12 protein-coding genes are annotated in these 12967 nt (G+C 51.8%); 6 read left to right on the forward strand and 6 right to left on the reverse strand.

The genetic code is table 11. The features are described from left to right. Nucleotides 1–15: 15 nt before the first annotated feature. Complete coding sequence (locus tag HV350_RS26550) at nucleotides 16–66, reverse strand: hypothetical protein (RefSeq protein ID WP_212723231.1); 51 nt, start codon at nucleotides 64–66, stop codon at nucleotides 16–18. Between the two features lie 153 nt (nucleotides 67–219). On the opposite strand from HV350_RS26550, the gene pepA reads away from it, so the two are divergent. From pepA to HV350_RS21590, 3 genes are all read left to right on the forward strand, one after another. Beyond that, nucleotides 220–1731, forward strand: coding sequence for a leucyl aminopeptidase (gene pepA / locus HV350_RS21580; protein WP_003025870.1), 1512 nt, complete (start codon nucleotides 220–222; stop codon nucleotides 1729–1731). Nucleotides 1732–1841: 110 nt separating this feature from the next. Continuing rightward, nucleotides 1842–2285, forward strand: a complete 444-nt coding sequence (gene holC / locus HV350_RS21585; protein ID WP_016151505.1) for a DNA polymerase III subunit chi — start codon at nucleotides 1842–1844, stop codon at nucleotides 2283–2285. After that, nucleotides 2285–5140: a valine--tRNA ligase gene (locus HV350_RS21590; RefSeq protein ID WP_016151504.1), complete on the forward strand. Its 2856-nt coding sequence runs from the start codon at nucleotides 2285–2287 to the stop codon at nucleotides 5138–5140. Before holC ends, HV350_RS21590 begins: the two co-directional genes overlap by 1 nt. Before the next feature lie 55 nt (nucleotides 5141–5195). Here HV350_RS21590 and HV350_RS21595 read toward each other — a convergent pair whose 3' ends face one another. After that, on the reverse strand, nucleotides 5196–6386 hold the full coding sequence (locus HV350_RS21595; protein ID WP_181629294.1) for a DUF898 family protein: 1191 nt from the start codon (nucleotides 6384–6386) through the stop codon (nucleotides 5196–5198). A gap of 193 nt (nucleotides 6387–6579) precedes the next feature. Here HV350_RS21595 and HV350_RS21600 point away from each other — a divergent pair, with 193 nt between their 5' ends. Then, the gene (locus HV350_RS21600; RefSeq protein WP_181629296.1) at nucleotides 6580–7083 is read left to right on the forward strand and encodes a GNAT family N-acetyltransferase; all 504 of its coding nucleotides are present in this window, start codon (nucleotides 6580–6582) and stop codon (nucleotides 7081–7083) included. 26 nt (nucleotides 7084–7109) lie between these two features. Here HV350_RS21600 and HV350_RS21605 read toward each other — a convergent pair whose 3' ends face one another. The 3 genes from HV350_RS21605 to rraB all read right to left on the reverse strand — a co-directional run bounded on the left by HV350_RS21605 (nucleotide 7110) and on the right by rraB (nucleotide 9341). After that, nucleotides 7110–7940: a topoisomerase II gene (locus HV350_RS21605; protein WP_109017739.1), complete on the reverse strand. Its 831-nt coding sequence runs from the start codon at nucleotides 7938–7940 to the stop codon at nucleotides 7110–7112. Nucleotides 7941–8105: 165 nt separating this feature from the next. Then, nucleotides 8106–8864, reverse strand: a complete 759-nt coding sequence (miaE, locus tag HV350_RS21610; RefSeq protein ID WP_019078254.1) for a tRNA isopentenyl-2-thiomethyl-A-37 hydroxylase MiaE — start codon at nucleotides 8862–8864, stop codon at nucleotides 8106–8108. A gap of 51 nt (nucleotides 8865–8915) precedes the next feature. Next, nucleotides 8916–9341: a ribonuclease E inhibitor RraB gene (rraB, locus tag HV350_RS21615; RefSeq protein WP_016151501.1), complete on the reverse strand. Its 426-nt coding sequence runs from the start codon at nucleotides 9339–9341 to the stop codon at nucleotides 8916–8918. A 163-nt stretch (nucleotides 9342–9504) separates the two neighbouring features. Here rraB and argF point away from each other — a divergent pair, with 163 nt between their 5' ends. Further along, nucleotides 9505–10512, forward strand: coding sequence for an ornithine carbamoyltransferase (gene argF, locus HV350_RS21620; protein ID WP_016155574.1), 1008 nt, complete (start codon nucleotides 9505–9507; stop codon nucleotides 10510–10512). Nucleotides 10513–10611: 99 nt separating this feature from the next. Here the strand turns inward: argF and HV350_RS21625 are convergent, their stop codons facing one another. Beyond that, on the reverse strand, nucleotides 10612–11064 hold the full coding sequence (locus tag HV350_RS21625; RefSeq protein WP_016151499.1) for a YhcH/YjgK/YiaL family protein: 453 nt from the start codon (nucleotides 11062–11064) through the stop codon (nucleotides 10612–10614). A gap of 673 nt (nucleotides 11065–11737) precedes the next feature. On the opposite strand from HV350_RS21625, the gene arcA reads away from it, so the two are divergent. Next, the gene (gene arcA / locus HV350_RS21630; protein WP_019078252.1) at nucleotides 11738–12958 is read left to right on the forward strand and encodes an arginine deiminase; all 1221 of its coding nucleotides are present in this window, start codon (nucleotides 11738–11740) and stop codon (nucleotides 12956–12958) included. Nucleotides 12959–12967 lie beyond the last annotated feature (9 nt).

Consider the following 12967-nt stretch of genomic DNA (forward strand, 5'->3'; position numbering starts at 1 on the left):
TTCATGGCTTAAACGTCATTTATTCTCTTGAGTCGTCGAAATCGTCGCTAAGATCATTATACTCAACGGATCCACCTCTCAGAAATTGTTCTGACGTGCCAATGCCGTAATAACGTTAAGATTAACACGAAGTCACCGCAACAGCGGGTATGAGTTACGAAAGCTTGCAATTCTATCCGTAGCCACCGCCGTTGTCTTTAAGATTCAGGAGCGTAGTGCATGGAGTTCAGTGTAAAAAGCGGTAGCCCGGAGAAACAGCGGAGTGCGTGCATCGTCGTGGGTGTCTTTGAACCACGCCGTCTCTCTCCGATTGCAGAGCAGCTCGACAAGATCAGCGACGGGTACATCAGCGCACTGCTGCGTCGTGGCGAACTGGAAGGCAAACCAGGTCAAACCCTGTTGCTGCACCATGTTCCTAACGTTCTGTCTGAGCGAATTCTCCTCATTGGTTGTGGCAAAGAGCGCGAGCTTGATGAGCGCCAGTACAAGCAGGTCATTCAGAAAACCATCAATACGCTGAATGATACTGGCTCAATGGAAGCCGTCTGCTTCCTGACTGAGCTGCACGTCAAAGGGCGCAATAACTACTGGAAAGTGCGTCAGGCCGTTGAGACGGCACAGGAAACGCTGTACAGCTTTGATCAACTGAAGACCAACAAAAGCGAGCCGCGTCGTCCGCTGCGTAAAATGGTCTTCAACGTACCGACCCGCCGGGAACTGACCAGCGGTGAGCGTGCGATCCAGCACGGTCTGGCGATCGCCGCCGGCATTAAAGCGGCAAAAGATCTCGGCAACATGCCGCCGAACATCTGTAACGCCGCCTACCTTGCCTCTCAGGCGCGCCAACTGGCAGACAGCTACAGCAAAAATGTTGTAACCCGCGTGATCGGCGAGCAGCAGATGAAAGAGCTGGGCATGCACTCTTATCTGGCCGTCGGTCACGGCTCGCAGAATGAGTCGCTGATGTCGGTCATCGAGTACAAAGGCAATCCATCCGAAGACGCGCGTCCGATCGTGCTGGTCGGTAAAGGGTTAACCTTTGACTCCGGCGGTATCTCCATCAAACCTGCCGAAGGCATGGATGAGATGAAATACGACATGTGCGGCGCGGCAGCGGTATATGGCGTGATGCGCATGGTGGCCGAGCTTCAGCTGCCAATCAATGTCGTCGGCGTGCTGGCAGGCTGCGAAAACATGCCGGGTGGCCGTGCGTATCGTCCAGGCGACGTGCTGACCACCATGTCTGGTCAGACCGTTGAAGTTCTCAATACCGATGCCGAAGGCCGTCTGGTCCTGTGCGACGTATTAACCTACGTCGAGCGCTTTGAGCCAGAAGCCGTGATTGACGTCGCAACCCTGACCGGCGCGTGCGTGATTGCGCTGGGCCATCACATCACCGGACTGATGTCGAACCACAACCCGCTGGCGCATGAGCTGATCGGTGCGTCCGAACAGGCTGGCGACCGCGCGTGGCGTTTGCCGCTGGGCGATGAATACCAGGAGCAGCTAGAGTCCAACTTTGCGGATATGGCGAACATCGGCGGACGTCCTGGCGGCGCCATTACCGCGGGCTGCTTCCTGTCACGCTTTACCCGTAAGTACAACTGGGCGCACCTCGATATCGCCGGTACCGCATGGCGCTCAGGGAAAGCCAAAGGCGCAACCGGTCGTCCGGTGGCGCTGCTGTCGCAGTTCCTGCTCAATCGCGCCGGTTTTAACGGCGAAGAGTAAGGCGGTAAGCACAAGCAATAAGACCCGTAGGCCGGATAAGCGCAACGCCATCCGGCCTACGGTTGTGCATCATGGCAACGCATTTAAATTCACCAGAAGAAGCCCCATATATGAGAAACGCAACTTTCTATCTTCTGGACAATGACACGCAACACGATGGCTTAAGCGCCGTCGAGCAGTTGGTGTGTGAAATTGCCGCAGAACGTTGGCGTGCTGGCAAGCGCGTGCTGATCGCCTGCGAAAACGAAAAGCAGGCTCTTCGACTGGATGAAGCCCTGTGGGCAAGACCGGCAGAAAGCTTTGTTCCGCATAATCTGGCAGGTGAAGGCCCCAGAGGCGGCGCACCGGTAGAGATTGCCTGGCCGGAGAAACGCAACAGCAGCCCGCGCGACCTGCTTATCAGTTTGCGCGTTGGCTTTGCAGATTTTGCCACCGCTTTCACAGAAGTGATAGACTTCGTTCCTTACGAAGATTCTTTGAAACAATCGGCACGCGATCGCTACAAAGCTTACCGCGTGGCTGGTTTTAACCTGAATACGGCAACCTGGAAATAATGGAAAAGACATACAACCCACAAGATATCGAACAGCCGCTTTACGAGCACTGGGAAAAGCAGGGCTATTTCAAACCTAACGGCGATGAAAGCAAAGAGTCCTTCTGCATCATGATCCCGCCGCCGAACGTCACCGGCAGTTTGCATATGGGTCATGCTTTCCAGCAAACCATCATGGATACCATGATCCGCTACCAGCGCATGCAGGGTAAAAACACCCTGTGGCAGGCCGGTACCGATCACGCGGGTATCGCAACCCAGATGGTGGTTGAGCGTAAGATTGCCGCTGAAGAAGGTAAAACCCGCCACGACTACGGTCGCGAAGCGTTTATCGACAAAATCTGGCAGTGGAAAGCGGAATCCGGCGGCACCATCACCCGCCAGATGCGCCGTCTCGGCAACTCCGTTGACTGGGAGCGCGAGCGCTTCACTATGGACGAAGGTCTTTCCAATGCCGTGAAAGAAGTCTTCGTTCGCCTGTACAAAGAAGACCTGATTTACCGTGGCAAGCGCCTGGTGAACTGGGACCCGAAACTGCGCACCGCAATTTCCGACCTGGAAGTGGAAAACCGCGAGTCGAAAGGCTCAATGTGGCACATCCGCTATCCGCTGGCCGACGGCGCGAAAACCGCTGATGGTAAAGATTACCTGGTCGTCGCCACCACCCGTCCGGAAACCGTACTGGGCGATACCGGCGTGGCCGTCAACCCGGAAGATCCGCGTTATAAAGATCTGATTGGCAAATTTGTTGTTCTGCCGCTGGTTAACCGCCGCATTCCCATTGTCGGCGATGAACACGCTGATATGGAAAAAGGCACCGGCTGCGTGAAGATCACCCCGGCGCACGACTTTAACGACTACGAAGTCGGGAAACGTCACGGCCTGCCGATGATCAATATTCTGACCTTTGACGGCGACATCCGTGAAACCGCGGAAGTGTACGACACCAAAGGCGAAGAGTCCGACGTTTACTCCAATGAAATCCCGGCTGAGTTCCAGAAGCTGGAGCGCTTTGCCGCGCGTAAAGCGGTGGTTGCCGCTGTTGATGCGCTGGGCCTGCTGGAAGAAATTAAACCGCACGACCTGACCGTACCTTACGGCGACCGTGGCGGCGTGGTTATTGAACCGATGCTGACCGATCAGTGGTACGTCCGTGCCGACGTGCTGGCGAAACCGGCGGTTGAAGCGGTTGAGAACGGCGACATTCAGTTCGTACCGAAGCAGTACGAAAACATGTACTTCTCCTGGATGCGCGATATTCAGGACTGGTGTATTTCCCGTCAGCTGTGGTGGGGTCACCGTATCCCGGCATGGTATGACAACGACGGCAACGTCTACGTTGGCCGTACCGAAGACGAAGTACGTCAGGAAAACAACCTCGGTGCCGACGTTCAGCTTCGCCAGGACGAAGACGTTCTCGATACCTGGTTCTCCTCCGCACTGTGGACCTTCTCTACCCTGGGCTGGCCGGAAAACACCGACGCGCTGCGTCAGTTCCACCCAACCAGCGTGATGGTTTCCGGTTTCGACATCATCTTCTTCTGGATTGCCCGCATGATCATGATGACCATGCACTTCATCAAAGATGAAAACGGCAAGCCGCAGGTGCCGTTTAAGACCGTCTACATGACCGGTCTGATCCGCGACGACGAAGGCCAGAAGATGTCCAAATCCAAGGGCAACGTCATTGACCCGCTGGATATGGTCGACGGTATCTCCCTGGCAGAACTGCTGGAGAAACGTACCGGCAACATGATGCAGCCGCAGCTGGCCGAGAAGATTGCCAAGCGTACCGAGAAGCAGTTCCCGGACGGCATCGAGCCGCACGGCACCGACGCACTGCGCTTCACCCTGGCGGCGCTGGCCTCTACCGGTCGCGACATCAACTGGGATATGAAGCGTCTGGAAGGTTACCGTAACTTCTGTAACAAGTTGTGGAACGCCAGCCGCTTTGTGCTAATGAATACCGAAGACCAGGATTGCGGCTTCAACGGCGGCGAAATGACCCTGTCGCTGGCGGATCGCTGGATCCTTGCTGAATTCAACCAGACCATCAAAGCGTACCGCGAAGCGCTGGACAACTTCCGCTTCGACATCGCCGCGGGCATTCTGTACGAATTTACCTGGAACCAGTTCTGCGACTGGTATCTGGAGCTGACCAAGCCGGTAATGAACGGCGGTTCCGAGTCTGAACTGCGCGGCACCCGCAATACGCTGGTCACCGTTCTGGAAGGTCTGCTGCGCCTGGCGCATCCGATCATCCCGTTCATCACCGAGACCATCTGGCAGCGCGTGAAGGTGATTTCCGGTATTACCGCCGACACCATCATGCTGCAGCCGTTCCCGGAATATAACGCCGCACAGGTTGATGAAGCCGCACTGGCTGATACCGAATGGCTGAAGCAGGCGATCGTTGCCGTACGTAACATCCGTGCGGAAATGAACATCGCCCCAGGTAAACCGCTCGAACTGCTGCTGCGCGGTTGCAGCGCTGATGCGATGCGCCGTGTGAACGATAACCGCAGCTTCCTGCTGAACCTGGCGCGTCTGGAAAGCATCACCGTGCTGCCAGCCGATGACAAAGGTCCGGTCTCCGTGACCAAAATCATCGACGGCGCCGAGCTGCTGATCCCGATGGCTGGCCTCATCAATAAAGAAGATGAGCTGGCGCGTCTGGCGAAAGAAGTGGCGAAAATCGAAGGTGAGATTGCCCGTATCGAAGGCAAACTTTCCAACGAAGGTTTCGTTGCTCGCGCACCGGAAGCGGTTATCGCCAAAGAGCGTGAGAAGCTGGACGGTTATGCGGAAGCGAAAGCGAAGCTGATTGAGCAGCAGGCGGTCATCGCCGCGCTGTAATTGCCGTTACGTTATACACGTATTAAAGGCCGGAGCATGCTCCGGCCTTGTTGTATCAGATGAACGGGAAGTAGGTCATCACACCACGTGATACCCACATCGCCGGACCTGTTTCCAACGCCTCTGTATGGTCAGTCAGTTCCAGCGCATCCAAATCCCCTTGTACATGGGAGTTACTGGCCAGCCAACTGACCAGCCACATTTTCATCCACGGATAAGCTAGCCCAAACGTGATGCCTGAAATAAACAACACCAGTACAAAACGCCAGATCAGGCCATGTGCAGTGACGGAAGAATGAAAGCGGACTTTGCCCTCGGCCAGCGCCAGGTTATTCATGAACAGATTACGTAGCGTGGTGTATAAATAGCTTCCAACCACAATAATTCCGGCGAAATAGAGAAAATAGCTCGCCATTATTCTGCTCTGATTCTCCCGGATAAATTCGTCGTCGGCCACGCCTAACACAGCCAACATCACCATTTGCAGAAAAATAGGGGCAATTAGCCAGACAATCACAACAACAAATGGCAGCAGTACCAGCACGGCTTTAATACACCCCACTATGCTTGCTTTCATATTGACGTTAATAGTAAAGCGGTGAATACCAAAATTACCGCCATTACCCACTAACTGCATCCATTTTGCATAGGTAATACCGTAGGTGATACCCATGCCCACAATTCCCACCAACGCGATAAATGCTATTCTGATAAGCATTCCAGTACTGCCCTCAATCCAGTCGGTGGCAAGTATCAGAAGATAAATCACTCCCCAGTTCACCACAGCAAGCACCACTGGCACAACCAGTAAAAAAAGCCATGCATGTAATTGTGAGCAGTCAAAACCAAAACGCACACCGTTAAGCGACGTCATCATCGCCTGATACTGCAGGCTTTTTATGGTCATTAATGGAAGGACAGCTACCAGTAAACCAATCAAAGTAAAACCAACGAGAGGGCTGCCGTTAGCAATAGAACTCATGCTGGCACCATAAACCACCATAATCGACAAGAAGCTTACGAATATCGTGCCACCTGTCGCCTTATAGGTAAAGGGTTGGCCATTGAGAGTCATATTCTCGTAAATATAACGCCGACATTTCACTATCGCCCACGGTGTATAAATACCCAGAGTAATACAACACAGCAAAAAATTGACAATGCAAATAATAAAGTACTGCCATCCTTTACCGATAAAAATAAATGTGTGTCGTTGATTTTCCCGACCACCAACAAAATCATTCATGAACAATATCCCTAATATAAATTCCATTAAGATAAAAAATAAAAACCAGTGTTTATTTACTGGTTCGTTTACAATACTATTTTTAATTAGCCAATGTGTTTTAATTTTTTCTGATTCAGGAACGTCTTGCACCCGACAGAAGAGAGTGGTATTAAATAAATATATAAGTGTATTTTTAGAATTGAGCCATATTATGAATGTTGTGCTACCCACCACGCTTATGCTGCGCCGAATCACCGCAGCAGATAATGCCGCTATCGCTGCGGTGATCCGCAAAGTTTCCGCTGAATACGGGCTTACTGCCGATAAGGGCTATACCGTTGCCGACCCTAATCTGGATGAACTATTCCAGGTTTACAGCCAGCCGGGCGCGGCCTACTGGGTGGTTGAGCAAAACGGTGAAGTCGTGGGCGGCGGCGGCGTTGCGCCGTTAGGATGTAGCGAACCGGACATTTGCGAACTGCAAAAGATGTACTTCCTGTCGAGCGCACGCGGTCAGGGGCTGGCGAAAAAGCTGGCGCTGATGGCCCTCGAACATGCCCGTGAGCAGGGTTTCAAACAGTGCTATCTGGAGACCACGGCGTTTCTGACCGAGGCAATCCGCCTGTATGAACATTTAGGGTTTGAGCATATCAGCGAAGCGCTGGGCTGTACCGGGCACGTGGATTGCGAAGTGCGGATGTTAAAACCCCTCTGACTTCAGCCGGAGGGGCAATGGTTGTGTTACTGCATTTCGGCGGAGAGCATCAGCCGAATGACGCCAGCCGCGCGAGCGGTTGGCAGCGTCAGCACCTGTGACCATAAATCCTGCACCATTTCACAAGCGACTTTCTCTTTGCCCACACCTTTACTCGGATCAGCCATAATCTGGATATCCGGTCCAAAGCGCTGTACCAATCCCGGGCTGATGGATTGCAGATCCTGAAGCGCCAGCTGTTTCTCTTGCGCCGTAACCGTATGTTTGTTCGGGCCATAAGCCGCGTGCATCATACTCATGTCGCTGGCCATACGACGATTCATCAGCTCCCGCGGAATAATACGCACCGGGTTAATCCCGCCTTTCACCGCCGGGAACAGAAAGCGAAAACACTCGTCATCGCCCACTTTTGCCACCGCAGCAATCTGCTCGAGGTTAATTTTCATATACTCAATCACATTGGCATCGGGTGCCTGCTGCAAACGCGCCATCTGTACCTGCAGGATTTGCGGCTGAATAGCGTCGATAATCTGTTGCTCGCTTTTCCCAGCTTCTTTCAGTTGCGTTGCCTGGTTGAGGATATTCTGCCATAACGCGGGCTCTTGCTCTTTAAGTACCTGATAAACAGGCATTGCCAGCATCGCATTTTCAAATTTCTGCGCGTCCGTCAGCCCATAATCAGGGCTTTCGCGCGGGATCAGGTAGTGCACATCAAACAGATTCCACGCGACAATCGCTACCACAAAAACCACCGCGCCGGAGATCTTTCCCAGCCAGCCTTTTTTGCGAAACATGCCAACGACGATAGCAATCACCGCCCCGATATAACCCGCCAACAATACGTGTGCCCAGTTCATTAACCATCCTTATGCAAAACAGTCTCTGTTGCGGGGATATATTTCCCCTTCGTGTGTTTTGATTATTACGGCAGCAGCGAGCGATTTCCAGCCACCAGATTTTGCTAATGGAAACAGGAAAGGTAAAACCGCGCGACGATTAGCGCCGCGCGTCAGAGAAGAGAGTCAGGCTGGCACGCCGCTGTGGAAGCGGAATTCATCGTCGGGAGAAGTAATCAATGCGGCTTCTACTTCGCCAAAGAACCGCACCCGACTACTGATATCGTCGGCAGAAACCTGCTGTGCCAGCGCCAGATAGTCCTGATAGTGCCGCGCCTCGGATCGCAGCAGCGAAAGATAAAATGCCTGTAAATCGTCATCCAAATACGGCGCCAGCGCGGCGAACCGTTCACAAGAACGCGCCTCAATGTAAGCCCCGCAAATCAGTTTGTCGATTAGCGTTAATGGCTCGTGGGTTCGCACCTCTTTAAGCATGCCTTTGGCATAACGGCTGGCGGTAATTTTGACGTAGGGAATGTTGCGGCTCATCATCGCCTCACGCACCTGCCAGAAGTGGTGCAGCTCTTCTTTGATCAGCAAAACCATGCTGTCGATCAGCTTGCGCCCCCACGGGTCGTCAGTTTGCGGCATTACGCTTTTGCTTATCTGTTTATTCAGCGCGATAAAATCCGGTTCATCCCCTTCTCTGAAAGCATACGCTTCATAGGGTTTCAGCCAGTCCAGTAGCGCCTGCGATCCCTGTTTATCTGCAACATACTTACGCACCAGCAGCATGGCCGTTTGCGCCGCTTTTAGCTCGCAGACGAGATGATCCGTCAGTAACAGAGGGAGATTCGCCGGGGCTCGCGCTTTATCAAGCCAGGCCTGGGGCGTTTTACAGTGCAGGAAGTTGTGGATCGGGGAGAGTATTTGCAGGTAATCCATACGTTATCCTTGGCCTACGGCAGCAGATGCTACCGTAGGTCAGCAGATGACTTAGTGACGCACGCCGTCATCATCTTCGTCGACGAGGTCTTCATCGTCGCCGTCTTCACCTTCTTCGCCGTTCGGGTCTTCAAAATAGGTGCCCCAACCGTCGTATTCCACATCAAATTTTTCAGCCAGGTTCATCAGTTGCTCAACCTGAGCGTCGATCAACTCGGCATTCAGAGCACATTCGCTCAGGATGTCACAGCAAATAACCGTGTCGCCCTCTTCCACCTCCAGCTCTTCCGGCTCGGTCACTTCATAACCCAGCTTGAAGGCTTCTACTGCCGCTTTTTCCAGGGTCTCAAAGTCGTCCGCGGAAAGGTGATGCTCGATGGTGTACAGCGCGTCTGGATCGCTGCCATCTTCGAGTAACTCTTCAATAATCAAGCGCGTTTCTTCACGCTGTTCTTCCAGTAGTTCCGGGTTTGCCATGGCTCATTCCTCATAATGTCCTGCCGATACTCTTATTGTCACATACCGCTGTCATTGCCTCCACCTTTCCAGGAAAGATTTGTTAAACAAGGTTGCAAATGAATAAACATCCATATAAATTGAATTTTAATTCAATAAATGGCCTAAGCCATGTGAGGGAACTATGTCTGCGTTTTATCAGAAACATTTTTTGAAACTGCTTGATTTCACCTCTGCTGAACTCACGTCACTGCTCCAGCTCGCCGCGCAGCTCAAAACGGATAAGAAAAACGGTACCGAGGTCGCTAAACTCACCGGTAAAAACATCGCGCTCATCTTCGAAAAAGACTCAACCCGCACCCGTTGCTCTTTCGAAGTTGCCGCATACGATCAGGGCGCGCGCGTGACGTATCTCGGGCCGAGCGGCAGCCAGATTGGTCATAAAGAGTCGATCAAAGACACCGCCCGCGTACTCGGTCGTATGTACGACGGTATTCAGTATCGGGGCCACGGTCAGGAAATTGTCGAGACGCTGGCGGAATATGCCGGAGTTCCGGTTTGGAACGGATTAACCAACGAATTTCACCCTACCCAACTGCTGGCGGATTTACTCACGATGCAGGAACACCTGCCGGGTAAAGCGTTTAATGAGATGGTGCTGGTCTACACCGGCGATGCCCGCAACAATATGGGCAATTCCATGCTGGAAGCCGCTGCGTTAACCGGACTGGATCTGCGTCTGGTCGCGCCCCAGGCCTGCTGGCCGGAGGAAAGCCTCGTTGCGGAGTGTAAAGCGCTGGCACAGAAAAACGGCGGCAATATAACGCTAACCGAAGATGTCGCCACGGGCGTGAAAGGCGCGGACTTCATCTATACCGACGTCTGGGTATCGATGGGCGAAGCGAAAGAGAAATGGGCCGAACGTATTGCGCAGTTGCGTAAGTACCAGGTTAATAGCGCGATGATGGCGTTGACCGGCAATCCGCAGGTGAAATTCCTGCACTGCCTGCCCGCGTTCCATGACGATCAAACCACGCTTGGCAAACAAATGGCGCAGGAATATGGTCTGCACGGCGGCATGGAAGTGACCGACGAGGTCTTTGAGTCACCCGCCAGTATCGTATTTGATCAGGCGGAAAACCGAATGCACACCATCAAAGCGGTGATGGTCGCGACGCTTTCCAAATCATAGCATTGCGTGATTGAATTGCCGGATGGCGATGCTGACGCACCCTATCCGGCCTACCATCGTACTTCCGTAGGCCGGGTAAGTCGCACCCGGCAAACCGGTTTATGCTACCCGCATTTTCACCACGGCTTTGCGTACCAGCGCCGGAGCGCCGACCGCGCACAGCGGTTTATGCACTTCACCCGGATAAAAGACGACGAAGTCACCTTCGTTCAGCACCACCGTTTTCTCCTGTTCGCCTTCCGGCAGGAAGGCAATATCTTTATCCGCCAGCCAGTCAGTTTCCGGTGCGCCCGCAGGCTGCGTGCTGAAAGTCATGCCTTCCTGACCTTTGAGCAGGATCTGAATATCCAGATAGCGAGCGTGATATTCGGCGCGGCGCTGCGCAAACGGCTCCGTCATATCTTCAGCAATCAGATAGAACAGACGTTCGCCATCGATGTCGTGTTTACCCTTTTCCGTCGCATCCGTCACGTGCGCTTTAATGTGCTCAATCGCCTGACGCAGCTCTTCCGGCAGCCAGGCATCCAGGTTGTGAATATTGCCGACAATCATTTCAAACCCCTTAATTAAAACATCGTTTCATTTTAGTTGTTATACGAAAAAACGGTCTGCCATACCACTGCTATTTGCCGATATTTTGCGTCAACGCATGTTTATCGCTGATGATGTTAAATAATTGCTAATAGCCAGCAACAGGTTATGCATAAACTCTGCATAACTTTCGTCTCATACTTTTCAACTCCTTCACTAACTCACTGTTATAGAAAACTTTGTTAGAAAAACCAGCCATCGATCACATTTTACGTCTCCTTCGTTATCTTTCTTCATCGCCATATTTATTTTGAAATAAACCTTACAGCACAAATAATAAAATAATAGATTCGCATAAAAATTCATTAAATATAGAAAAACACATAAAAATCAACGCGCTATTTAATTTATTAAATATTTAGATATGTACATAAAATTAACACAGTTAAATAACAAGACATCTTCCTGCGTAGTAATTCAATTATTCATGTTTTTATTTTTTAAATTCTCAGAGCCATCTCATAAATTAAACAACAAATGCCAAACATCGACCTGACTGTGAAATGAATCACGTTTCTCTATCAGATAAGATCTAAATATAGATTCTGAAATCAGCTGAAAAATCATGACTGCAATAAACATTATTTGCAGGCACCTCCTCTTTATTTTTTAAAATTGTATTAAAGGAATAATGATGGAAAAGCATTATGTCGGGTCTGAAATCGGTCAATTACGTAGCGTAATGCTACATCGCCCTAACCTCAGCCTAAAAAGGCTGACGCCGTCAAATTGCCAGGAACTGCTTTTTGATGATGTTCTTTCGGTAGAACGTGCAGGAGAAGAGCATGACATTTTCGCCAACACGTTACGTCAACAGGGAATTGAGGTTCTGTTACTCACTGATTTATTGACACAAACTCTGGACATCCCCGATGCCAAAAGCTGGCTACTGGATACACAAATTTCTGATTATCGCCTTGGCCCCGCTTTCGCCACGGATATTCGCGCCTGGCTTGCAGATATGCAGCACCGGGAGCTCGCCCGACATTTAAGCGGTGGGCTGACATACGGAGAAATTCCTGCCTCAATCAAAAATATGGTGGTCGATACTCACGATATTAATGACTTTATTATGAAGCCATTACCAAACCACTTATTTACCCGCGACACCTCATGCTGGATATATAACGGCGTATCCATTAATCCGATGGCAAAAACTGCACGTCAACGAGAAACTAATAACTTGCGGGCGATTTACCGTTGGCATCCACAATTTGCCGATGGTGAGTTTATTAAATATTTCGGCGATGAAAATATTAATTACGACCACGCCACATTAGAAGGTGGAGATGTACTGGTCATTGGTCGCGGCGCAGTTCTCATCGGTATGTCGGAACGTACCACGCCGCAGGGCATTGAGTTCCTTGCCCAGTCGCTATTTAAGCATCGCCAGGCAGAACGCGTCATCGCAGTCGAACTGCCGAAACATCGCTCCTGTATGCACCTTGATACCGTCATGACCCACATCGATATCGATACCTTCTCCGTCTACCCGGAAGTGGTGCGCCCGGATGTCCAGTGCTGGACCCTGACACCAGACGGGCGTGGCGGCCTGAAACGCACCCAGGAAAGTACGCTGGTACATGCCCTCGAAAAAGCACTTGGCCTCGACCAGATCAATCTGATCACCACCGGTGGCGACGCCTTCGAAGCTGAACGCGAACAGTGGAATGACGCGAACAATGTTCTGACGCTGCGCCCCGGGGTTGTGGTGGGCTATGAACGCAACATCTGGACCAACGAGAAATACGACAAAGCTGGCATCACTGTTTTACCCATTCCTGGCGACGAACTGGGACGTGGGCGCGGCGGTGCGCGCTGCATGAGTTGCCCACTGGAACGCGACGGTATTTAAGGAGACGTT

It is taken from the genome of Citrobacter sp. RHBSTW-01013, assembly GCF_013781985.1.
Classification (GTDB): domain Bacteria; phylum Pseudomonadota; class Gammaproteobacteria; order Enterobacterales; family Enterobacteriaceae; genus Citrobacter; species Citrobacter braakii.